Here is a 23,702-nt window from a genome sequence, read left to right as displayed (position 1 = left end):
TTGAAAGCTAAGACTTTAGACCAACAAAAAAACCTCCCATTTCTGAGAGGTTTTTGTATTCAATTTCCGTCTTTTTTTTCTCAAAACATTGTTCCAATAGTCTCTTTCGGACGTCCACCTGGGGTTGTCACAAACGCCTCGATAAAAGAGTTGAAATCAGGAGAAATGGCCAAAATCTCGCTTTCTTCGAATAAGACCGCATAATATTTGCCACCCAAATTCTCAATTTTGTAGTTTTCTTCCAACAATATGGTACTTTCCATCAAATCGAAGGTATTGTCTCGCTCGTCCTCTGTCATGAAGCCCAGCGAACGAAGATAAAGAGTGGCGTCGGGATTGTAAACTCCGAAATAATATTTGTCGTCTTCGCCTTGAAATTTCACAAAACCAGTGATGCCGTAGGAGTCCCAAATTCTTGCTTTGTCGAGATAATCTCCAACATTCAAGAAGCCATCAAGACTTGCAAGCATGTTTGTAGAAACGCCAGCAGAAACTACTTCCGCAACCGACTCTTTGCTTGCGATTTTCTCAATCGCATTTTTGGCTTCCAATTCTGATGTAAAATTGCATGAACGAGCTATTTCCTTGTTGTTTCCTGCTTTCAAAACCACAAAAAACTTCTTTTTGTCTTTTTCAACAGATAGCCTACCATCAATACTTTTGTTTTTTATAACCGATGCAATACCATTTTTCCTTGATTTAAGATCAACGTACCCCTCACTTTTCAACAGCACATTACCTTCGTTGTCTACTAAAGCAAAATAATATTTCTTGGTCTTTTTATCTTGAAATACTGTGAAGCCTTCATTTTTCGGGTCGGCCTCTTGTCCAGCATAAGATTTACACGGAAGATAATCATCATTTACTGCCATAAACAGATTGGTTATTTTTGTAAAAATTGTTCTTTTTTGAAAGTCCGTAAAGTTTACATTTAATATTTGAAAAAAAACAAATAATGTTCTTCATTTTTGGGTCAAACGAACTAATTTTCAATTTTTTATAAAAATTGTTTTATTTTTTTGCCCATATCTGGACACCACTTGTATTCTGCTTTTTAGCATTTATCAGTTAAAGATTTCGATAATTGTTCACAATTTTGATTTACTTTCGTAAAAATTGAATTTTCGATATGAATACCCTCTTTCCCATTTTTTTAAAAGCCGAACAAATGACCATACTGATAGTCGGAGGTGGCAATGTTGGCCTTGAAAAATTGGAAGCCTTATTAAAAAACTCACCACTATCTCACATTGTTTTGGTGGCACCCGAAATCAAGTCCGAAATTGTAGAACTCTCCAAAAGTCATAAAATAGAGTTGTTTTATGAACCATATCGTGTGGAGCATCTTCACGACAAAAATATTGTAATAGTTGGGACTGATAGGCCTGAAGTAAACAAGCAAGTGCAAATTGATTGTAAAAGCATGGGCATATTGGTCAATGTGGCTGATACACCCGATTTGTGTGATTTTTATTTGGGTTCTGTCGTTACAAAAGGCGACTTGAAAATAGGTATATCGACGAATGGAAAATCACCAACTTTTGCAAAGAGAATCAGAGAGATGTTGCAAGATATTATCCCTGAAAACATACAAGAAACCTTAGATAATTTACAGAAAATTCGAAATAGCCTAAAAGGCGATTTTGAATATAAAGTAAAGAAAATGAATGAGATAACTACGATTTCAAAAGAAGAAAAATAATGAAAAAAGTGTTTTTGGTATTGGCAGTTTCATTGTGTTTGGGTTTTATCAAAATCCAATTGGTAGATGATAGTTTCGGTTCTGGTGAGAACTGGTCGGAATATCTTGGTGGAGCCGATCGGAATCATTATTCTAAACTCGACCAAATCAACCTCGAAAACGTAAAAAACCTTAAAGTAGCGTGGGAATATGCCACTCCAGACTCTGGCCAAATGCAGGTGAATCCGCTGATTGTGGATGGTGTTTTGTTTGGTGTAACATCGTCTGTTCAAGCATTTGCCATAGATGCTGGTACTGGCAAAGAGATTTGGCGTTTTGGTGATCCTTTGAAAAACTGGGCGAGTACCAGCCGCGGAGTAGCTTATTGGCAAAATGGCAACGATAAAAGAATTCTGTATACTGCCGGACCAAATCTTTGGGCTTTAGATGCCACTACGGGTAAGCCTATTTCCACATTTGGCAATGGAGGCAAAGTGGATTTACACACCGGATTGCCCGAATCAGCCAAAGACAAATTTATCATTTCTAATACGCCTGGTACTATTTTCGAAAACCTGATTTATATGCCGGTCAGACTTTCAGAAGACGCCGATGCAGCCCCTGGTGACATCCGAGCCTTTGATGTGATTTCTGGAAAACTTGTTTGGACATTTCATACCATTCCTTATCCTGGCGAAAAAGGCTATGAAACATTTCCGAAAGATGCTTACAAAAATGAATATGTAGGTGCAGCAAATAACTGGTCAGGAATGGCGGTGGACAAGTCGAGAGGGATTTTGTATGTACCTACTGGCTCGGCCGCATACGATTTTTATGGTGGCAACAGACCCGGGAAAAATCTTTTCAGCAATTGCTTACTTGCCTTAGACGCCCGAACAGGAAAGCTCAAATGGCATTACCAGTTTGTTCACCATGATATTTGGGATAGAGACTTACCCGCACCACCAAATTTAATAACCTTAAACAAATACGGCAAAAAAATAGACGCCGTGGCTCAAGTAACCAAACAGGGTTATGTGTTTGTTTTTGATAGAGTTACGGGCAAGTCATTGTTCCCTATCAACGCAATACCTGTACCAAAATCTAAGCTAAAAGGAGAAGTTACATGGCCAACCCAGCCTGTTCCAACACTTCCAAAACCCTATGCCAGAGAGTCTTATAAACTCACTGAGAAAGATATTTCGCCTTATGCACAAAACAGAGACGAATTGGTAAAAGCTTTCAGAACTTACAAAAAAGGACTTTTTGACCCACCAAGCGAAGAGGGAACGATAATTTTCCCTGGCTACGACGGCGGAGCTGAGTGGGGTGGAAGTGCTGTTGACCCTAACGGAGTAATTTATATCAACGCCAACGAGATGGCTTGGATACAGACCATGCGACCTACTCAAAATACAAGTGGCATGCCGCTTGGAGAACGTACTTACCGCAATTATTGTCAAAATTGTCATCAACCAGACTTAGAAGGAAATGTTGAAAGTGGCTATCCTTCGCTTGTCAATATTGGTAAAAAACATGATAATGCCGCTTTACTTAATTTCATAAACTCAGGAAAAGGCATGATGCCAGGCTTTGGATTTATAAAACCCGAGGAAAAACAAGCCTTGATAGCTTTCCTCAAAAATGAGGAGAAAAAGGAAGTGCAAAGCAAAGACAGTCAAATGAGCCAAAAGGCAGGTGTAGCTTACAAAATGACGGGTTATAATAAATTTCTGGATAATAGAGGTCTGCCCGCCATTGGCCCACCTTGGGGAACTTTGAATGCTATAGATCTGAACTCGGGAAAACAGTTGTGGAGAATTCCCCTTGGGAATGAGCCGATTTTGCAAAAAGAAGGCATTACGGGCACAGGTACCGAAAACTACGGTGGTCCAGTAATTACCAAAACCGGATTACTTTTTATAGCAGCCACCAAGGATGCTTCCTTGCGAGCATTTGAGGCGAAAACAGGCAAATTGGTTTGGGAGCATGCGTTACCAGCAGCGGCTTTTGCTACACCATCAATGTATTCTAAAAACGGTAAACAATATCTTGTAATTGCTTGTGGAGGTACAAAATTAGGCACTCCAAAAGGCAATAAGTATGTAGCTTTTGCTTTGGAGTAACTTGTTACAGATTTAGATTATTATTGTTATTTTTGTCAAAAAACCGTACAATTATGGGACTTGTTTATGCAGATATTGAACTGATAAATGCCGAAGATGTGGCCTTGGCAAGAAGATATGTCATTGGCGAAGATGAGATAAAAAAAATCAATGTGAGTATGTTGGTTGATACAGGTGCTTATAATCTTTGTATCAACGAATCTATACAAGAGCAACTTCAGCTTCCTTTTATAGAAAAAAGAAAAGCCCAGTTGGCCAATGGCCATATTGAAGAATATGATGTGGTTGGACCGGTAAAAGTAAAATTCAAAAACAGAAATACGGTTTGTAATGCTCTGGTTTTAGATGGTAGTAATGAACCACTATTGGGAGCAATTCCTTTGGAAGATATGGACGTTTTGGTTCATCCACTTCGTCAAGAATTAATAGTAAATCCTGAGCATCCTTATTTTGCTCAAATGAAACTTAAGTAAACCATTTTATTAAAATATTTTGACCGAAAACCTCAATACTGCTTGGCGACAAATAGCTTCTACCATCTACAAAAAACCAAATGACTCTAAAATATTTGGTTCTGTAGAAATTGATGTGACCGATTTAGAGCTTTATATCGAGAAAAAGAGAAAGGAAGGTATAAAAATAACGCTGACACATTTTTTTATGCTGGCTACTTCAAGAGCCATAAGCAACGATATTCCAGAACTGAATACTTACTCAAAACGAGGTAATATTTATGCTTTTCCATCTGTAAATTGTGCGGTAAGTGTACTCAAAGCTGATGGAGAAATGTCGTCTGTAATTGTAAAAAATGCGGATCAATTAACCTTTAGTGAGTCTGTAGATGTGCTCAATAAAGAAATCCAGAAGTCAAGAAAAGGGTCTGAGAGCAATACCATGCAGCTAAAAGACACCATGGCTGCCATTCCTTATCCGTTCAGAAACTGGATTGTGGGCATTATCAAAAAACTGTTTGTGGATTGGGGAATAAGTTTGCCATTTATCGATCTTCAACCGCATACTTTTGGCTCATTCATGCTTTCCAATATAGGCACATTGGGGCTGGACATTGGATTTCCTGCCTTATTCCCATTCGCCAATATTTCGTTTGTGATGATCATGGGAGGCGTACAAACCAAGCCTTGGGTGGTTAATAACGAGGTAGTTCCCCGCAGAATCATCACGTTAGGTGCAGCACTCGACCACCGTGTGGTGGATGCTTCACATGCCGGAAAACTTTTTAAATATCTGAAGTTCGCGGTTAAGAATCCTGAAGTTTTGGAGAGGTAATTTATAAAACGTCCTTTAGCTAAACTTCTTCAGTGCCCGATTGAAAGTAGCCTTAGAATTGAAACCACAATCTAGGGCAATCGCCAATTTAGTATAATTTTTGTTCTCCGGATTGCTCAGCTGCTTTTCAAATTCTCTGATTCTGTATTCATTCACGAAATCGTTGAAATTCTTGCCAAAGCCTTGATTTATGGCTGCTGAAAGCAACGATGTGTTAGTTTTCAGCTTCAAGGCTAATTCCGAAAGCGTCAGTTCGGGTTCCAAGAATACTTTCTCGGTTGAGAATATATGCTTTATTTTAGGTATCAATTCTTCAGAAATTTTCTTTGTGCTTTCCTCAATTTTTATTTCGGGCATTATTTCCGCTTCAAAATGCAGGGTTTTCGGTTGTGTTTGAGCGTAACCGCTGATTCCAACATAACAAATAATAGCTACTGTGTACAAATGCCACCACCAATCTTTCTCAAAAGGCATGTCTATGATATAGTCAGCAAGATTCCATCCGGTTTTAAAAACTTCGCCTGTTATTATCAAATAGATAAAATTACGAATCCATTCAAAACTAATCGTTTCGGTATCAGAAAACTGTGTTTCAGCCCATTTTCTATAGTTTTTGTAGATTTTTAGGGAAAGTATAAAAAAATAAAAATACAAGACCCAAAGAGTAATGGTTTCTAACCAATTGAGCCAGTTCAAATTGGGATTTCCCTGCCATTTATCCACATATTCCTTCCCTTGGCAGAAAACAAAAAGATTGATAATGAAATAAATAGCATAAGGGATATAGTAAAGAAAGTCGGTACGTTTAAACTTGAAATCTCGGTTGATTTGGGCATTAAGGTAAAAATAAACTGTTGGTGGGAAGGCCAGCGAAAAATGCCTTGGGAAGCCGTTTAATTCCTCCCAAAGCATATTTATTCCTGAAAAACCAAAAGTATAATCTTGGATTTCCATGGTCAATAAAAACAAAACCGCAGCCAAAAGCTTATCAGAAAGACGCTCTTCTTTGAAACCTCTATTCAATAAAAGGACTGAAAACAGTAAGCCCAAAAAATAGGCGAATTGGAGTGGAGTGGTGTAAATCGACATTTATTTCTTCTTTAGGCTAACTTCAATCAAATCGGTACGTAGATTATTCAAATTTACAGCGTCTGTATTTGCAAAAATCAAGAATGTTTTGTTTTCATTTATCATATGCAACCACGAAGTATTGCTTCCAGAAATACTCCCTTGTCGATCAGAACAAAGATATTTTTTACCCAAATATTCGTTTTCGCTTACCCAAAAACCATAGGCTACATTCCAGAGTTCTGGATAAGGTTTTAGCATCAAATCTAAGGTTGATTTTTTAAACAATTTGGAACCAAAGACTGCTTGGTCAAACTTTAGCAAATCTTGAACGGTGCTGTACATAGCACCTGAGGCATAGAAATTCTCGATCCAATAAGGGTCATCATTGCTAAACTGCTGGGATTCAGAATCGTATAAATAGCTGTTAGCAAGTCCTTTGATGACTTTTGCATTACTTAACATCCCAGAGTTTGCCATTTCTATTTTATCTAAAATTCTTTCTTTAAGGACGAGCTCAAAGGGCTTATTTTCAATTTTTTCAATGATTTTTCCAAGAATTATATACTCCGCGTTCTTATAATCAAACTGCTTCCCAGGCTCTGAAACCAAGACTCCAGAGCAATATTTGACCAAAATAGTATCAATAGGAAGTTTCAGGGCATACATATCTTCTGTATTTTGGTCCAGGTTTTTAATGCCAGAACTGTAAGTCAAAAGTTGATGTATGTTTACCCTATCCTTCGCTTCGCCTTTGTAGTTAGGTAAGTATTTTCCCATTTTATCTTCCAATGACAACCTTCCCTCTTCGTAGAGTTGTAGAATAATGGCTGCCGTAAAAGTCTTGGTAATGGAGCAAATTCTAAAAACAGAATTAGTTGAAAGTTTAATGTTTTCTTGTCTATTGGCCAGCCCTTGTGCTTTTAGGTACTGTATTTTGCCATTATCGGCTACCAACACCACTCCGTTAAAATTAGGATATTTCTTAAAAACGGATTCGAAGTCTTGAGCAAATAAAGAATTGCTGATCAAAAAGAAAAGAAAAAATATTTTTCTCATAAAACTAATTTTATTTTGTAAACCTAGGGTTTGTGACTTTGTTTATATTTTCCTCACATCTCCATTTCCTATCACTCCCGACATGGGATCTATCTTACCGGGCCCAGTTTGCATGATGCTACAGTTTCCGGTGCCATTAGCCTTTAAGGAAATTTGAGAATTTACCGTTACATTGCCGTTACCGTAGCTCTTTACTTTGGCCGTCTTCGATATAAGTTTTTCGGCTTTAACTCCGCCATTTCCACTTTTCTTAATATCCAGTTCGTCTATCGAGCCTGACAAAAACACATCACCATTTCCAGTAGTTTCTAGCCTGAAATACCTTCCTGCAATGCCATGAACATGCATATTTGTATTTCCTCGATGACTTATTACTGACACCTCAGGCATACTTATTCTCATTTTTATTCTGGTTTTTTCTAAATACAATCTACCATTTTTATTGCCTTCTAAAAAGATATTTAATTGATTTTCAGAATTGTCCTTGCTTACTCTTAGTCTTGGTTCTAGATTTTCATCTATTTCAATTTTTATGGCAAAAGGTTTTCCAATTTCTATTTCTACTTGACCGTCAAAATCCTCAATATTTACCTTGTCGAAATCTTTGAGGGTAAATTCACGAGTGATTACTTTTCCAGAACCAAACAGCTGAGCGTTTACTAGGCCCGGAAATATAAGAATTAATATGATTAGCTTTTTCATGATTTCAATTGATTTTATTAAATTTTGCCTGATATATTGTTTTTTTAGATTTATCAAAAACCACCCTTCTATTGTCTTGATCTTTAAATTCAAACTCACCATTGACCACGAATTTTATTTCGGTAAACAACAAGCCCGTTTTGCCTGAAAATGTGGCTGTGTAAAGACTGTCTTTTACCAATGGTTTCATCTCAAAATCCTCTCGCCAACTGAGTGGTTTGTCGCTACCTCTAACTCCTACCGTTTTTATGTCGGGAATTTCAGATACATCTAAGGTCACCGTAACAGTTTGATCGTGAGATTTTTGTACACAGCTCAATGCTGTCAAACATATAAGAAAGGCTAATAATAATCTCATTTTGATAATAATTTAGAAGTTATAAAATCTAATCCGAATCGTCCAGAGCCGGCAACCATGCTGATGGCCGATATCCATAAAATACCCATTCCAGGTAACATATTCCAATAGCCGTATTGTATCTGATGGACAAATACCACCACTAGCATGGTACAAAATATGAGAAAAGAAAAAATACGAGTCTGAAATCCTAAAATCCAAGCTATACCACCCACTCCTTCACTGAATGCGGCCATCCAAGCCAAAAAGGCGGGCATCATGGCAAAAATACCTCCGTATTCAGCAACATCATTGGGAAACCAAAAGGCTACTTCAAAAAGTCCAAGGTTTTTGTCTGGGTCAGACCACGGCAATCCGAACTTAGGCGAACCAAATTCTGCGGTTAGTAAATAACCATAAACTATTCGTGGAATAGCCACGGCTAGATCCAAACTCAAATCCAGCTTTTTTGGAGTTAATATTTTCCTAAGTAATTCTTTCATTTTAAATTGGTTTTTATGTTATTGATTTACTTTTTATATCCCATTGACAAGCCAGTATCTCCTTTAACTAAAAGTTCAACCGTTGCTTGTTCATTGCTGTTATTGTTGATTCTCAAAGCGGTATTCTCTTCTACCTTTACTTGAATAGTCTCTGTAGGCTTTACCAAAACTTTAGAATGCTGACCACCTCCAAGGGGTGTTCTCCAAATCTCCAAATTGCTATTTGAAATATTTTTTAAACGTACTTTAAATTCTCTATGCTCATTATTACCTAAGATAAAAGCATCATTGGGCTTAATGTAAGTAGTTGAAGTAAGAGTTTTGCATGCTGTAAACAACATTGTGATGGCCAAAACACCATAAGAGAACTTTTTCATTTTTGTAAAATTTTAGAAACCGCACCGTTGCGATTTGATGTTACAAATTTGAAGGGTTAAAGCTCGAGAAGCGTTTCAAAACATCATTTGAGACGGCTCAAATTATAATTTGAAGCAAAATAGGCTGATTTTCATGCTTTTTGGATCAAAATTCGAAGAGACGCCAGATGAGAAAACAAAACAGCTGGAACAATAAAAGTTGCTAACCAACTAAACGGGAAGTGTATAATGGCAATATTGGGCTGCTCAAAGCCAAATTTTTGTAAGGGTGTTTCGGTAGAGAAGATAGCCGTGAAAACTATGTTTAGGAGTAAGACCATAGAAATGATATTCCAGCCAATCAATAATTTGGGATTCATTCCTTTTTTATACAAATAGACCATGATGGGTGCAGTTATTCCTGCCAAAATATCGAAATTTCGCCCCTCAAAAGTCATGATTTGGGGAATGGCTTTTTGTAAAAATAGCCAATACAAGGCTATTTCAACCGGAATTCTGACAAGGTGTAGGTAGGTTAAGTTACTTATTGAAAGTGAATCAATTATCTTTCTAGTTTTCGGATTAATCAAAAGTGAAATTATTAGAACGGTCATGGGCAAAATGCCCATCAATACTATTTTTGGAGGAAAAGAGTTGGGATTCTTTGCGTAGGTTCCACTCATGGTAATGTAGGCTTGAATGCCCAGCCAACACACCAAAATTGCACAAATCTGTAATGATTTCGTTCTGCTTAATTTAGAAGATTTTAGAATTACAAAAATCAAAAATAAACAAAGAAATGTGGTAAGAACGAAAAATACATTGAGGGAAAAGGGTGAATTCGGTAGCATTATGATTGATTTTAAAATTTGTTACTCCTGAGAATTATCATAATAAGTAAAGTCCTGAGTTATCTTGCCGTTTTCAATGGTAAAAATCGTGCAAATGGGTAGCTCGAACTTTGACCCATCAGGAGCTGTACCCGAAGAAACAAATTCCACTACAATGTGCTTATTACCAGAAGGGTAAGTTGCCACTACTTGGTCTTTTAGGTCGGGAAATGTAGTGGCTAATTCACTATATTTTTTGATAGTTTGCTCGTGGGTTTGTTTTACTATTCCTATTCCTAAACTCGGGTCTTTAAAATCGGCAGTATCGGCATACATTTCAGCCATTTTTTGCCAGTTGTGTGCATTAAAGTTTTCGAAATAAGTCTTTATAAGTGCTTGATGATCATTTGACTCCGTAGTTTTTTCGGAGTTGCAGGATGCAAAGATACTTGCCAGTAAAAATCCAAATAGTACTTTTTTCATGTTCTGTTATTTTATTGACAAACATAAAATTTAAGTCTTGATTTTTCACTTGCCAAATGGCAAGAAATAAAAAAACCGACAAATAGTTTTATACTTGTCGGTTTGATATCTAAGATTATGGAAAAAACGCTCAAGAAATTATCCGAAAAAAGCAATTTTCAGAATAATAAAAAGGAACCTAATGTTAAAAAGTTACAACGCTAGATAACCTGTAAATAAGACTTTCACTAGTACCATTTACCCAATATGTGGCGTCAGTTTGTATTTTAAGACTATGCTTGGCAAAGTAGTGAGAGTATCCGAGAACATATTCCTGCTGTTTGTTCATCACTGATTGCATTTTTTCATCTGGGGTAATTTGGCCGTATCTAACCGCAATCTCATCTTTTTTGGTAATCAAATACCCTGATTGCATCAAGAAACCTGTCCCTGCTATAACATGATTTTTAAGTCTTGTGTCCTCGGCATTTATAATTACACCCGCACTCGACTCCCTTCTATAAAGCTCTGATTCAAACGAAAATCCCTTGACCTTGAATAGCAGGTCTCCACCATAATATTTGATATCGGACGTTGCAGAGTTGTAAAGATAATTGCCCAACTGACCCATTGTCCGAACTGAAGCCTGGTTGTAGCTATATACGCCAGCCACAGCGAGTTTAGGTTTCGGTTCAAACTCAAGAGATGATTCAACGTAATCTCCATTATTTTTGAATTCGCCCAATGGCAGTATTTCTGTTCTAAGCGTATAGCTCAGCTTGCCATTTTTGTTAGAAACAATTCTCCCTTCTCCACTTGAAATGGCCAATGTAGGCTTCAAAATAGTCTTATTGAATTTAAAGTTGGTGTAAAACCATATTCCCTTGTCTCTGTCAAGTGTAAAATTATTGTTTACCACCGAGCGTTCCACCAATTGCAAGTTGGCAGACGACACCTGCCGTTGTCTATTGCCAGGCAATTTGGTCTGTCCAAAGCCTATTTTAAGCCACTTTGCAGCCTGGTAGTTGAGCATTGCATCTCTCAAAATCAGATTATTTTCTGCATCGGCGTTTGCAGAAGTAATGTCGCCATGAGCGAAACCTATTTGAATTCTATAGGTAAATTTGGGATTTAGTGCAGTTCCTTGAAAATTCAAACGAGCTCTTCGGAGCAAAAAATCAGCTCCAAATGTCTCTTTGTTGAGGTCGACTTTTCCTTCAAAAAGACTCTGTACTCGGCCATTAATACCCAAAGTAAACAAGGAGTCTTCGGAGGCAAACTGTACTCCTTTGCCGAATGTCATTTTTGTGGAAGTACCTTTTTTTTGAGCAAATACAAGCGTACTTACCGCCACAAAATATGTGGCTAGCATCATTTTCTTCATCTTAAATCATATTGGTAATATATTTCAGAACTTTCGTCCCTAATTTCAGAATTGAATGCCCAATTCCAAAATTTCTGCAAAAATTGTTGTTTTATTTAAGAAGAATAAAAATGCTGTGTTACCAAATTGTTAATTTTTCATTATTTTTCAAGGTTCATCGCTTCAAACCATCGAAAAAGTATCTTCAATCTCGTTGGGATTTACCCTTAAAACCCCAGCCAACACCAGTAAAACCATTGTTCGGCTCGCAGTTTTTTTCGGAATTTCGGCTATTTCAGCAAATTTACTTACCGTAACTTCCTGATGCCGATCGAGGTATTGCATCAAAGTCCTTTCCTTTTCGCCGTAAGCAAATTTGTATCCTTTGTCTTTTTTCCTACCCTTAAGTATTTCTTTAACCTCCTTGCTGGCTTGTATTGATTTGTCTGCACTTCTAACAAATATCTTCCGTTCGTCTGGAATTCCCTTCAAGTCTAGGCAGTGTGGTTTTTTCTCGCTCGCAAAAATGTCATAAATCAGTACTTCTTTTTCGTTATCGAGCCTCACTTTTTCTAAACTGTACTCCACCTCCGGGAAAATGTACTTTTCAATACTTTTAGAGATTATGTACTCGTCTTCATCAGGATATTTGAGGCCTATCAGTTCTTTGTCGTCAGCCACGCCTATCAGCAACTTACCGCCCTCTGAGTTGGCAAAAGCCACCACTTCCTTCATGATTTTATCAGGATGATTGCTCTTGAGCTTAAACTCTAGCTGCTGGCCTTCGCCTTGGCGAACGAGCTGTCTTAGGTTTTTGAGATCGGGCCTTTCAAAGTTTTTAGAAATAGTCATGATATTATAGGCTCTGTTGGCCAAATATACTATACAGAAACCACAAAAAAAACACCTCTTTCGGGAGGTGTTTATTTTATTAAATCAGACAATATGCTTAATATTCGTCTTCATTAAAGAAGAAGTCTTCTTTGGTTGGATAATCAGGCCAAATCTCCTCGATATTTTCGTAGGGTTGACCGTCGTCTTCCAATTCTGACAAATTCTCAATCACTTCATTTGGAGCTCCTGACCTTATAGAAAAATCTATCAATTCGTCTTTAGTTGCTGGCCATGGGGCGTCTTCCAAATAAGAAACAAGTTCTAGTGTCCAGTACATATTCCCACTCGTTTTAGTTAATAAACCTTTTAAATTTGGCTGCAAAAGTATAAAAAACTTTGACAGTAAAACGTAATTAATAAAAAAAATTGTCATAAATTCCCAAAAAAAACATCAAATAGGGCTATTTGCTTTATTTTCAGCATTTTAAATTTATATAAATGACCGATTTTGCTAAAAAAAAACTTTTGGAAATCTGCTGTTTCAGTCTAAAATCATGTAAAAATGCAGAGTTAGGTAGGGCCAACCGTATTGAACTTTGTGGGGGTTTTTTAGAAGGTGGCACCACGCCAAGCGTTGGTCTTTTGAGCTCTGTTCTTGATCAGGTAAATATTCCAGTTTATGTAATGATTCGACCTCGCGGTGGAGACTTTTTATACAACGAGGATGAAATCCAAGTGATGTTGGCCGACATTAAACTTTTGAAAAAACTGCAGCCCGCTGGCTTCGTAATAGGTATGCTTCAGTCTGATGGAAATATTGATATGGCTGGAAACGCCAGATTGCTGAAAGCTATTGGTGATTTTCCAGTAACTTTTCATCGGGCCTTTGATATGTGCAAAAACCCACATTTGGCCATAGAACAGTTGATTTCTTTGGGCATAGAAAATATACTTACTTCTGGACAGTTCCCTACCGCACCGGAGGCAATAGGCAATTTAAAAGAATACAAGCAAACGGCAGCTAACAGAATAAATATTATGGCTGGAAGCGGTGTAAATCCACGGAATATTCCTGAAATAGCTGCGGTAAATGTCGATGCATTTCATTTTTCGGCTAAAAAGGCTTTTCCAAGTTTAATGACTTACAGAAATCCGAATATAAAAATGGGAGCCGAAGATGCAGATGAATTTATGAATATAGAAGCAGATGTGGAAACTATAAAAATGGCCAGAGAGGCTATTGAAAGACTATATACATCGTAACCGAATGTGTTTTGAGTTTGTCCACATAACTCAAAAAACTCGACCTATTTCCGCCAGGATTTACCATGTTTCTAATGCCATGTGAAAAGTGAAGCTCGGGGGTCACTTTAAAATATTCTCTAAAAAGTTCCAGACCCATGCCATACTCTACCGAAAAATCGCTGGTTTTGGTGGTAAAGTTGTTGACAAGCGTAGCATTGTTTTTTTTGTTAACCACGTTGGTCTCAAAACCATACTTCAATCCCGCAAAAACAAACATTCTTGAGTTATGTCTTCGCTCGGATTTATACTTTAGTTGTACCGGAATTTCAAACCAAGCTTTGTCTTCTTGATTGTGAGCAATACTATCATTTTCGAGCAGTTTTCTTGAGTAAATTGCCACTGATAGTGGCGAAAACCTAAAATCAAGGTAGTCGTTAATATAAATATTGACCAAACCACCGGCCTTTATACCCGTAGAAGTAGGTGAGCTGATGGCGTAAACTTTGCCTTTGTTTACATCTGCTAGGTAAGAGTTATTAAATTTAATGTTGTACTTGGTATTTGCTAAGCCCAAAAAATATCCAAAGTGTACTTTTTTGTTATCGTAGTTGGGCTGATACTTCGTGCGTATTTGACTTTGGGCCAAATTAACAGTTAATATCAGAACTAGTATTAGCGTTATTTTTTTCCTAAATAGATTGAGCATATACCAAATGTAAGGGTTTTTACGGAGGTTTCTCTAAAACCTGCCTGTTCGAAAACATCTAAAAAGGCTCTACCATCGGGAAAAGCTTTGACTGACTCGGGCAAATAACTATATGCCGAGCTGTCTTTGGACACTAACTTGCCGATTATAGGTAGAATCTTAGTAGAGTAAAACCAATAGAATTGTTTAAATGGAAAATTTGCCGGTTTTGAGAATTCTACCACCAAACATGTACCGCCCGGCTTCAAAACTCTGCACATGTCGGTGAGCCCTTTTAGTAGATTCTCAAAATTACGGACACCAAATGAAACGATAACCGTGTCAAAAGTATTGTTGTCGAACAATAGTTTCTCCGAATCGCCCATCTGGAGGTCTATTTTGTTGCTTAGTCCAAGTTTTTTGATTTTTTCCTTGCCCACATTGAGCATTCCCTCCGAAATATCAACCCCAATAATTTTCTCAACTTTCAAGATTTTGTTGGCTTCGATGGCCAAGTCGCCCGTACCTGTGGCGATGTCCAGCACCAAGTCGTTTTTTCTATCCTTGATCATGCCCAAGGCTTTTTTTCTCCAATAAATATCCACGCCGCCACTCAGTAGCCTGTTCAGAAAGTCGTACTTCCCCGATATGCTATCAAACATGTCGGCTACTTGATCTTTTTTACTATCGCTACTGTTTTTGTAGGGTACTACACTCATTATATTAGTTCTTTATTGATATTTTTTGCTATTGACGGCCCTTCATATATAAACCCAGAATAAACTTGAATCAAGCTCGCACCGGCTTCCAACTTTTCTTTGGCGTCTTTTGCGGTATAAATTCCACCTGCACCAATTATGCCAAACTTCCCACCACCTTTTTGACTCAAGTACTTAATAACCTGGGTAGAGCGATCTCTCAATGGTTTACCTGACAATCCGCCCGCTCCAATTTTTTCTACTTCCTCGTTATCTGTTTTTAAATCTGCTCTCGACAAGGTAGTATTGGTGGCTATTACGCCAGATATACCTGTTTCTGTTACTATTTCCACAATATCATCGAGCTGTGAGTCTGTGAGATCTGGAGCTATTTTAAGTAAAACGGGTTTTTTGTGCTTTTGGTTTTCTATTTGTAGTGCAGCGAGTATTTTCTTTAGTGGTTCTTTTTCTTGTAAGTCCCTAAGGCCAGGGGTATTAGGTGAAGAAACATTCACCACAAAATAGTCGACATGGTCTGCCAGTCCTTTGAATGCAATCAAATAATCGCTGAGAGCATCTTCGTTTTCGGTCAATTTGTTTTTACCAATATTTCCACCAACTATGATTTTTGAATTTCGTTTTTTCAGGTTTTTAACTACTTCTTCTACGCCGCCGTTGTTAAAACCCATACGATTTATTAATGCTTCATCCTTTTTTAATCTGAATAACCGAGGTTTTGGGTTGCCATCTTGTGGCTTTGGTGTAACAGTACCTATTTCTATAAATCCAAAGCCCAGACAATCCAACTCGTCAATCCAAAGTGCGTTTTTGTCAAAACCGGCAGCCAATCCCACTGGATTTTTAAAATCTAAACCAAGAAAATTACGATGTAAACTCGCAGATTTTACATCTAAATTGAACTTAATTATTTTTTTTACACCAGGGATTTTACAAACAAAACTCAAACAATCCATTGCGAAATAATGAATTCGCTCCGGGTCAAACTTAGTAAGAATAGGGAAAACGAGATTTTTATAGAAAGACAAGACTTTTGATTGGTTTAATTGACAAAATTAATTCTAAATCATGGTAATGGCAAATTGGTAGGATCTGGGGGTTTTTTACACGTTCATTTTTTGGATAAATTTAATTATATCTTTAAATAGTACCATTTAATAAATATTTAAATGAAATTCTGCATTTGAATTCGTAACCATTTATGCCTGAAAATTAGCCATTTATATATTTCTGATTTTCTCAAATTTAAGTAAGCATAAAATTGCACGATAATTGCATCTAAAAAAAATAATAAAAACTTTGAACCTTTTGAAAGTTTCCTGAGTTTTCTACGATATGCAGCAAAGAATAATTGATACCGCAGAGTCCATGTTTTTTCGTTTCGGAATCCGAAGCGTTACCATGGACGATATTGCCAAAGAGCTGGGCATATCCAAAAAAACAATTTACCATTATTTCGCTGACAAGGATGATTTAGTAGAAAAAGTGACCGAAAATGCAATGTCTAATCAGATGACCAAGACTTGTATGATTATCGACGCATCGAAAAACCCAATAGAGGAGCTGATGTTTTCGACTAAAATGATGCGTGAAATGCTGGAGAACGTAAACGTCGTACTTTTTTTTGATATGAAAAAATATCATCCCAATTCGTGGAAAAAGTATATGGATTTTAAAACCGTTCACCTCGAAATAGTTAAGAAAAATTTGAATGAAGGAATAGCTCAAAAACTCTACAGGTCTGAGATAAATGTAGAGATCATGTCAAAACTAAGGGTCGAAACCATAGATATGGCCTTTAACATGGAGCTTTTTCCGCCAAACTTATACAATATTTTGAAGGTGCAGTTGGAAAGTATAGATCACTTTATTAGAGGAATAGTTACCGCAAAAGGCTTAGAAATTTACGAAAAAACACGTTTAGCAATTTAATATTTATGAAAAAAACAAAACTATTACTACTGGCATTGATAGCAATATTGTTTGCTACAAATGCACGAGCACAATCTGCCTTTTCGATAGAAGAGGCCGTGGATTATGCGATTAAGAGCCATCCCAGTGTTAAAAACTCATTAGTTGGCATGCAAGATGCCGAGCTGCAGATTAAGGAAATAAAGTATGCCGGTATGCCACAAATCAACGGTCAATTTGGCTATACTTATAACGCTATTGTTCCAACTCAGCTTATAGATGCCAAAAACTTCAACCCAGAAGCTGCTGAGGGGGAGGTGGTTAAGTTTAAGTTTGGTGTTCCTTGGGGCGGTCAAGCCGGTATTGGAGTAAACCAGCTGATTTTTGATGCCACTTGGTTAGTAGGTCTGCGGGCTGCAGATACGTATAGGCTCATGGCTAGTCAAGATTTAACCAAGTCTAAAGTAACGGTGGCAGAGAATGTTATAAAAGCCTATTATTCAGCTTTGGTTGCAGAGCAAAGGGCAAAAATTTTAGATTTAAACATATCTAGAATGGACACGGCCATTTACCAAACCGAACAATATGTGAAGCAAGGTTTTGTTGAAAAAATCGATGTGGACAGGTTAAATGTTCAGCGAAACAACCTCATTACCGAAAAACAAAAGCTTACTAATTTGATAAGTTTGACATATCAGCTCTTGAAGTTTCAAATGTCCTATCCACAAGATGCCAGAATCACCCTAAAAGAAACGCTCAACAACGATGACGTTAAAATGATCAAAAACCTAGTAGGAGAGGAAGTTAATCCGGAAAACCGAATAGAGTTTTTGCAAATGCAAACCAATAAGAAACTTACGCTTTTAAATATGGAGAGATATCAAAAAGGTGTTTTTCCGTCGGTTTCGTTTAGTGGTAACTTGGGAGCCGGCCATAGCAATCCTCAATTTAATCCATTTGAGAGGTGGTTTGGTTCTTCAGCCCTGACTCTGGGCGTCAGAATTCCCATTTATGACTCAGGTTTAAGAAAGGTACAAGTAGAGCGTCAAAGACTCAACATTATCAAGATTGACAACGGAATGGAAATCTTGAAGGAGTCTTTCAAGCTTGAAAATGAGCAAGCAAAAATTAACATTAGAAATGGTTTTGAGGCTCTAGATATACAAACCCGGAACATGGATTTGGCTGCGGAAGTTTTGAGAGTTTCTAAAATCAAATATCAGCAAGGATTGGGAACAAACCTAGAGGTTGTAAATGCTGAGTCTGACCTAAAACAAGCACAGAACAATTATTTCAGTGCATTATATGATGTGCTTATAGCCAAAGTAGACTTGGACAAAGCACAAGGAAAATTAATTAAACAGTAAAAACTATATATTTAAGAATAAAATGAAAAAAGCATTCACTAGCATACTATTAATGAGTTTGATGGTTTTTGTCACCGTTTCATGTGGCAAAAAAGAAGATAACTCTTTGGCAGGTAAAAAGGCTCAATTGGCAACTCTTCAAAAAGAAGCAAGTACGCTTACAGATAAAATTCAAAAATTACAAAGTGAGATAGACAAGCTAGAACCAAACAAGGAGCAGAAAATTAAGACGGTTGCGGTTTCGCCAATCGTTACCGAAAACTTTCAACACTTTGTGGAGGCAACAGGTAGACTAGAGGCAGAAAACAACGTGTTTGTAAGCCCACAAACAGGTGGAGCCTTGACAAGAGTTTTTGTAAAAATTGGAGACTATGTAACCAAAGGTCAGAAAATTGCTACCATCGACAATTCTATTTTGAGAAATTCAATTCAAGAGGTAGAAATTCAGTTGGAAACTGCAAAAACGATTTTTGAAAGACAAAAAAATCTTTGGGATCAAAAAATTGGAACTGAGGTTCAGTATATCCAAGCGAAGTCTGCAGTTGAGTCACTTGAAAGAAGAATTAATACGCTAAAATCTCAAGATGGACTCAACGTAGTGATATCCCCTATCTCTGGTGTTGTAGACGAAGTTAGACTCAAAGCCGGTGAAATAGCTGCTCCAGGAATAGGAATTGTAAGGATCGTTAACTTTAGTGACTTGAAAGTGGTGGCTAATGTACCTGATACATATGCAGGAACTATTTCTAAAGGAGACATGGTAAAAATCAAATTCCCAGACCTTCAAAAAGAAATCTCGGCAAAGCTTTCATATGTTAGCCAAACCATCAATCAGGTTTCGAGAACATTTGCTGTAGAGGCCAAAGTACCAAACTTTGACAAATCACTTAAGCCAAATTTAACGGCCATAATGAACGTAAACGACCAGTCAAAAGGTGCCGCTATTGTAATCACTGAGAGTTTTGTACAAAATACTGAGCAAGGTTCTATTGTATACGTGGCAGAAACCGAAGGCAACAAGAAAATTGCTAGAGCCAAAGTGGTGAAAACAGGTCTATCGTATGATGGAAAAATTGAAATAATCTCAGGCCTTACTTCGGGTGACTTATTGATTACTCAGGGTTATCAGGAGATTGTTGACGGCCAATTGATCAATTATTGATACCAAAAATAACATTAAAATGAACGAAAAAAATATACATGAATCTAAGCTTCCTGAAGCCAAAGGGTTTATATATAATATGATTGGAGGTTTGGCCAAAAACAAAACCACGGTCTATTTAATAACTTTTTTGGTAACAATTGCGGGCTATTTTATATTCAATGGTCTACCAAAGGAGCAGTTTCCTGAGATTGTTGTTCCTCAGGTAGTTGTGCAAACGGTATATGCAGGTACCACTCCGGTGGACATAGAGAACCTCATAAACAAGCCTTTAGAGAAACAACTAAAATCTGAAAAAGGAGTAAAGAAAATAAAATCCAATGCTCTTCAGGACGTATCGGTAATTATAGTTGAGTTTGAAACCGATGTCGATGTGGTGGTTGCCAAAGAACGATGCAAAAGTGCTATCGAAAGGGCAAAAAGAGACCTTCCGAAGGATTTGACACAGGACCCTTCTGCAGTAGAGGTTAACTTCTCTGAATTTCCGATAATGAACATCAACATTTCGGGTAATTTTCCATTGGAAAAACTCAAATCTTACGGTGAGCAGCTTCAAGACAAAATTGAAGCTATGTCCGAAATCACAAGAGTGGACATTGTTGGAGCTTTGACCAGAGAGATTCAAATCAACTTGGATGTTAATAAAATGAAATCTTACGGGATTGCATTTTATGACATTCAGTCGGCCATTCAAGGTGAAAACGTGAACATATCGGGTGGTGAACTTAATGTTCAAGACGTGAGACGTTCACTTAGAGTAGCTGGGGAATTTAAATCTATCGATCAAATCAAGAACGTAATAATCCGCTCAGGACAAGGAGCTACAGTAAAGCTTGGCGATATTGCTGATGTGGTGGATTCTAATGCCGAGCGTCAGGACTTTGCGAGATTAGATAATAAGTCGGTAGTAACCTTGAACGTCATAAAACGTGGAGGGGAAAACCTCGTTATTGCTTCTGAAAAAATTGAAGAGATTCTAGCAGAGTTTAAGGCGGGAGATATGCCCGAAGGCTTAAAAATAACGATTACAGCCGACTCGAGTGAAAGAACAAAAGCTGACCTTGATGACCTTATCAATACCGTGGTTCTTGGTTTCTTGTTTGTGGTGTTTGTATTGATGTTCTTCATGGGTGTTCGTGATGCCATTTTCGTTGGTCTTTCGGTTCCACTTTCAGCTTTATTGGCTTTTTATCCTTTGCTTTTGATGGGCTTTACGCTCAATACCATGGTGCTTTTTGCATTCCTTTTGGGCTTGGGTATTGTAGTGGATGATGCCATTGTGGTTATAGAAAACTCCCACAGGATTTTCAATATGCACAAGCATTTAACTATAACTGAGGCCGTGAAATTGGCAGCTTCTGAAGTTTTTGTGCCGGTACTTTCAGGTACTTTAACCACAATCGCACCATTTTTTCCACTACTATTCTGGGACGGTATTGTGGGCGAGTTCATGAAATATTTACCTTACACGCTTATATTCACTTTGTTAGCTTCATTGATAGTGGCTTATGTGATGAACCCCATCTTCGCTATTTCGTTTATGAAACGTGACGAAGAAGAACACCACTTAGACAAAGGTTGGAAATCTCTAAAGAAGCCACTTATTGTTCTTGGAGCTGTTGCGGCTCTTTCATATTTAATCTCTTTTGGTGGAAATACTGTTTTCAGAGGCGTAGCGAACTTTACGGTGTTGATTATTATACTTTATATTTTCAATCATTTCATACTTACTCCAAAACTCATTTTGCCTTTTCAAGATAAGTTATTGCCTAAGCTAAAATACAACTATAGAACGCTTATTTCGTGGTTGATTTCGGGTAGTAAGCCCATTTGGGCCGTTATAAGTATGTTTGGTTTGTTGATTTTTACCATCGTTTTGATGGGAATCGTTAAGCCAGAAGTCATATTTTTCCCAAGTGCAGAGCCTGATTATATCTATGTTTACAATGTTCTTCCTGTTGGTACAGATGCTACCAAAACAGATGAGGTGACCAAAGAAATCGAACGAAGAGTTTTTGAAGTAATCAGAGAAAACAAAGCGGAATTGGCTGTAAACTCTGTGATTTCGAATGTGGGTAAGAACGCAGGCGACCCAATGAACCCTGATAGAAATGCTACTCCTCACAAGTCGAAAGTGACGATTGCCTTTGTGAAAAAGGGCGAAAGAGGTGGTGTGTCCTCAGAGGGGATACTTAATAAGGTAAGGGAAAAAACAATGGGTATTCCTGGTGCCGAGATTTCGGTCCAAAGAGAATCTAATGGACCTCCAACCGGTAAGCCTATTGCCATTGAAATAGTTGGTAAAGAATTCGATGAAATGATTCGAATCGAGAAAGAGGTTAGAAGAAAAATTGAAGAGGCCGGAATTAAGGGCATCGAAGAACTGAAGTCTGACTTAGTAACTAATAAGCCTGAGATTATAGTCAATGTAGATCGTGAAAAGGCATCAAGAGAAGGTATTAGCTCGGCAACAATCGCAATGGCTATTCGTACCGCACTTTTTGGAACAGAAATCTCTAAATTCCGTGATACAGAAGACGAGTATCCTATTCAGTTGCGTCTAAAACAAGAGGACCGAAATCAGATTGAAAAGCTACTGAACATGAACGTAACTTACCGCGATATGAATATGGGTGGAGTACTAAGAAACGTTCCTCTTTCGTCCGTGGCAGATATCAGCTATACCTCAACGTTTTCTCAAATCAACCGAAAAGACAACGAGCGTATCATTACTTTATCGTCGGACGTAATTTTACCTTACAATCCTACAGAAGTAAACAAGGAGATATTCAATGCCATCAGTGGAATAACCTTGCCAGCCGGCTATGTAATTCGTCAAGGCGGAGAACAGGAAGAACAAGCAGAATCAATGGCCTTTTTAGGTGGAGCCTTTTTGGTGTCATTGGTATTGATTTATTTGATTTTGGCGGCACAGTTTAATTCTATCGTTAAGCCACTTATCATTTTTGTGACGATTCTTTTGAGTCTAATCGGTGTTCTTCTTGGCTTTATGTTGTTCGGCAAAACATTCTCAGTAATCATGTCCGGGGTTGGTATAATTGCCCTAGCTGGTATAGTGGTTAAAAACGGTATCTTGTTAATCGAATTTACTGACGAGTTAATAGCCAGAGGATATGGGCTAAAAGAGGCAATTATTGAAGCAGGTTCTACAAGACTAACACCAGTATTATTAACAGCTGCTTCAGCAGTGCTTGGTCTTATCCCGCTTGCTTTGGGTCTTACCGTAGACTTCGGAGCCATGTTCGTGGATCTTAATCCTGTTATTCATACGGGCGGTGACAGTGCTGTATTCTGGAATATTTTAGCGTGGACGATAATCTACGGTTTAACCTTCTCAACAATTCTTACTTTGGTGATAGTGCCGTGTATGTACTATATCAATGAGCGTTTGAAGGTAAAACTTTGGAAGAAGTAATATTCTGAGCTTCAGTTTTGAAAAACCTCTCATGCAAATGGGAGGTTTTTTTGTAAATACGGTTTTGCAACCATTATGAGTGTATAAGAATCATATATTTCAAAAAACCTTATTTTATGCGATTAATTGGCAGTTACATTTTTTTATTGTTTCAAATTGCTTCCTGTAATTCAAATAGCGATGATATGGTGTATTCAAAAAGAGATACCATTTTGGGGAAATGGCAACTATTTGAAACCTGCATTAGCCCAGGAAACGCTTGTGTTTTAAGGAAAGTCAAAGATGGGGTAATAATTGAATTTAAAGCAAATGGAGAATATTTGGTTTCTAACTCAAACAAAGGGGATGGAGCTTTTGAGTGTGGGGGTAAATATGAAGTATTCGAAATTCAAACGAATCCGTCCCAGCAAGCCATTGAGTTTAGACCATCTTGTAACAAGGCATTGTGGACGCATAGGCTGGTTTTCAACGAAAACAACACCATTAACATCAATCCACTGTGTATTGAGGAATGTAGATATACTTTTAAGCCTGTGGATTGAGGATTTGTTGCTGTTGCCATGTTTATTAAA

Annotated in this window: 25 protein-coding genes; 10 read left to right on the top strand and 15 right to left on the bottom strand. The window is 37.6% G+C overall.

The features are described from left to right. Positions 1-80: 80 nt before the first annotated feature. On the bottom strand, positions 81-872 hold the full coding sequence (locus tag EGI31_RS09575; RefSeq protein ID WP_255037010.1) for a YegP family protein: 792 nt from the start codon (positions 870-872) through the stop codon (positions 81-83). Positions 873-1,129: 257 nt separating this feature from the next. Between EGI31_RS09575 and EGI31_RS09570 the strand changes: the two genes are divergently transcribed. Genes EGI31_RS09570 through EGI31_RS09555 form a run of 4 tightly spaced genes read left to right on the top strand, consistent with a single transcriptional unit; the run spans position 1,130 to position 5,094 of the window. Continuing rightward, positions 1,130-1,702, top strand: coding sequence for a precorrin-2 dehydrogenase/sirohydrochlorin ferrochelatase family protein (locus EGI31_RS09570; RefSeq protein ID WP_255037009.1), 573 nt, complete (start codon positions 1,130-1,132; stop codon positions 1,700-1,702). Then, the gene (locus EGI31_RS09565; protein WP_255037008.1) at positions 1,702-3,807 is read left to right on the top strand and encodes an outer membrane protein assembly factor BamB family protein; all 2,106 of its coding nucleotides are present in this window, start codon (positions 1,702-1,704) and stop codon (positions 3,805-3,807) included. Before EGI31_RS09570 ends, EGI31_RS09565 begins: the two co-directional genes overlap by 1 nt. A gap of 53 nt (positions 3,808-3,860) precedes the next feature. Further along, on the top strand, positions 3,861-4,280 hold the full coding sequence (locus EGI31_RS09560) for a clan AA aspartic protease (RefSeq protein ID WP_255037007.1): 420 nt from the start codon (positions 3,861-3,863) through the stop codon (positions 4,278-4,280). 19 nt (positions 4,281-4,299) lie between these two features. After that, positions 4,300-5,094, top strand: coding sequence for a 2-oxo acid dehydrogenase subunit E2 (locus EGI31_RS09555; RefSeq protein WP_255037006.1), 795 nt, complete (start codon positions 4,300-4,302; stop codon positions 5,092-5,094). A gap of 15 nt (positions 5,095-5,109) precedes the next feature. Here the strand turns inward: EGI31_RS09555 and EGI31_RS09550 are convergent, their stop codons facing one another. From EGI31_RS09550 to EGI31_RS09500, 11 genes are all read right to left on the bottom strand, one after another. Next, positions 5,110-6,183, bottom strand: a complete 1,074-nt coding sequence (locus EGI31_RS09550; RefSeq protein ID WP_255037005.1) for a helix-turn-helix domain-containing protein — start codon at positions 6,181-6,183, stop codon at positions 5,110-5,112. Beyond that, on the bottom strand, positions 6,184-7,221 hold the full coding sequence (locus EGI31_RS09545; RefSeq protein WP_255037004.1) for a serine hydrolase domain-containing protein: 1,038 nt from the start codon (positions 7,219-7,221) through the stop codon (positions 6,184-6,186). 42 nt (positions 7,222-7,263) lie between these two features. Then, complete coding sequence (locus tag EGI31_RS09540) at positions 7,264-7,923, bottom strand: GIN domain-containing protein (protein ID WP_255037003.1); 660 nt, start codon at positions 7,921-7,923, stop codon at positions 7,264-7,266. A gap of 4 nt (positions 7,924-7,927) precedes the next feature. Beyond that, positions 7,928-8,281 (bottom strand): hypothetical protein, encoded by a 354-nt coding sequence (locus EGI31_RS09535; RefSeq protein ID WP_255037002.1) that lies wholly within the window; start codon positions 8,279-8,281, stop codon positions 7,928-7,930. Next, a complete protein-coding gene (locus EGI31_RS09530) occupies positions 8,278-8,763 on the bottom strand; it encodes a DoxX family protein (RefSeq protein ID WP_255037001.1) in 486 nt (161 codons plus the stop codon). The genes EGI31_RS09535 and EGI31_RS09530 overlap by 4 nt, the downstream gene beginning before the upstream one ends. Before the next feature lie 26 nt (positions 8,764-8,789). Further along, on the bottom strand, positions 8,790-9,140 hold the full coding sequence (locus tag EGI31_RS09525; RefSeq protein WP_255037000.1) for a hypothetical protein: 351 nt from the start codon (positions 9,138-9,140) through the stop codon (positions 8,790-8,792). 131 nt (positions 9,141-9,271) lie between these two features. Continuing rightward, a complete protein-coding gene (locus tag EGI31_RS09520) occupies positions 9,272-9,802 on the bottom strand; it encodes a DUF8737 domain-containing protein (protein ID WP_255036999.1) in 531 nt (176 codons plus the stop codon). Positions 9,803-9,991: 189 nt separating this feature from the next. Next, positions 9,992-10,432, bottom strand: coding sequence for a nuclear transport factor 2 family protein (locus EGI31_RS09515; RefSeq protein WP_255036998.1), 441 nt, complete (start codon positions 10,430-10,432; stop codon positions 9,992-9,994). Positions 10,433-10,616: 184 nt separating this feature from the next. Beyond that, positions 10,617-11,786, bottom strand: a complete 1,170-nt coding sequence (locus tag EGI31_RS09510; RefSeq protein WP_255036997.1) for a porin — start codon at positions 11,784-11,786, stop codon at positions 10,617-10,619. A gap of 171 nt (positions 11,787-11,957) precedes the next feature. Then, complete coding sequence (locus EGI31_RS09505; RefSeq protein ID WP_255036996.1) at positions 11,958-12,626, bottom strand: RNA-binding domain-containing protein; 669 nt, start codon at positions 12,624-12,626, stop codon at positions 11,958-11,960. A gap of 97 nt (positions 12,627-12,723) precedes the next feature. Then, positions 12,724-12,945 (bottom strand): DUF2795 domain-containing protein, encoded by a 222-nt coding sequence (locus tag EGI31_RS09500; RefSeq protein WP_013409416.1) that lies wholly within the window; start codon positions 12,943-12,945, stop codon positions 12,724-12,726. 161 nt (positions 12,946-13,106) lie between these two features. Here EGI31_RS09500 and EGI31_RS09495 point away from each other — a divergent pair, with 161 nt between their 5' ends. After that, on the top strand, positions 13,107-13,871 hold the full coding sequence (locus EGI31_RS09495; RefSeq protein WP_255036995.1) for a copper homeostasis protein CutC: 765 nt from the start codon (positions 13,107-13,109) through the stop codon (positions 13,869-13,871). Here the strand turns inward: EGI31_RS09495 and porT are convergent. Genes porT through EGI31_RS09480 form a run of 3 tightly spaced genes read right to left on the bottom strand, consistent with a single transcriptional unit; the run spans position 13,846 to position 16,282 of the window. Further along, a complete protein-coding gene (gene porT / locus EGI31_RS09490) occupies positions 13,846-14,559 on the bottom strand; it encodes a type IX secretion/gliding motility protein PorT/SprT (protein WP_255036994.1) in 714 nt (237 codons plus the stop codon). The two genes, EGI31_RS09495 and porT, sit on opposite strands and share 26 nt — an antisense overlap. Continuing rightward, the gene (gene ubiE, locus EGI31_RS09485; RefSeq protein ID WP_255036993.1) at positions 14,532-15,257 is read right to left on the bottom strand and encodes a bifunctional demethylmenaquinone methyltransferase/2-methoxy-6-polyprenyl-1,4-benzoquinol methylase UbiE; all 726 of its coding nucleotides are present in this window, start codon (positions 15,255-15,257) and stop codon (positions 14,532-14,534) included. The genes porT and ubiE overlap by 28 nt, the downstream gene beginning before the upstream one ends. Next, positions 15,257-16,282 carry a quinone-dependent dihydroorotate dehydrogenase gene (locus EGI31_RS09480; protein ID WP_255036992.1) on the bottom strand — a complete coding sequence of 342 codons (1,026 nt, stop codon included), beginning with the start codon at positions 16,280-16,282 and terminating at the stop codon, positions 15,257-15,259. The genes ubiE and EGI31_RS09480 overlap by 1 nt, the downstream gene beginning before the upstream one ends. A gap of 307 nt (positions 16,283-16,589) precedes the next feature. On the opposite strand from EGI31_RS09480, the gene EGI31_RS09475 reads away from it, so the two are divergent. From EGI31_RS09475 to EGI31_RS09455, 5 genes are all read left to right on the top strand, one after another. Beyond that, a complete protein-coding gene (locus EGI31_RS09475; RefSeq protein ID WP_255036991.1) occupies positions 16,590-17,186 on the top strand; it encodes a TetR/AcrR family transcriptional regulator in 597 nt (198 codons plus the stop codon). A gap of 5 nt (positions 17,187-17,191) precedes the next feature. Further along, complete coding sequence (locus EGI31_RS09470; RefSeq protein ID WP_255036990.1) at positions 17,192-18,532, top strand: TolC family protein; 1,341 nt, start codon at positions 17,192-17,194, stop codon at positions 18,530-18,532. A gap of 22 nt (positions 18,533-18,554) precedes the next feature. Then, positions 18,555-19,694 (top strand): efflux RND transporter periplasmic adaptor subunit, encoded by a 1,140-nt coding sequence (locus EGI31_RS09465; RefSeq protein WP_255036989.1) that lies wholly within the window; start codon positions 18,555-18,557, stop codon positions 19,692-19,694. A 79-nt stretch (positions 19,695-19,773) separates the two neighbouring features. After that, positions 19,774-23,130: an efflux RND transporter permease subunit gene (locus tag EGI31_RS09460; RefSeq protein ID WP_255037016.1), complete on the top strand. Its 3,357-nt coding sequence runs from the start codon at positions 19,774-19,776 to the stop codon at positions 23,128-23,130. Positions 23,131-23,315: 185 nt separating this feature from the next. Continuing rightward, positions 23,316-23,672 carry a hypothetical protein gene (locus EGI31_RS09455; RefSeq protein WP_255036988.1) on the top strand — a complete coding sequence of 119 codons (357 nt, stop codon included), beginning with the start codon at positions 23,316-23,318 and terminating at the stop codon, positions 23,670-23,672. Positions 23,673-23,702 lie beyond the last annotated feature (30 nt).

The sequence above is a fragment of the Lacihabitans soyangensis genome (genome assembly GCF_024343775.1).
GTDB classification, from domain to species: Bacteria; Bacteroidota; Bacteroidia; order Cytophagales; family Spirosomataceae; genus Leadbetterella; species Leadbetterella soyangensis.
Note: the sequence above shows the minus strand (reverse complement) of the source record. Positions and strands in the feature narration are given on the sequence as shown.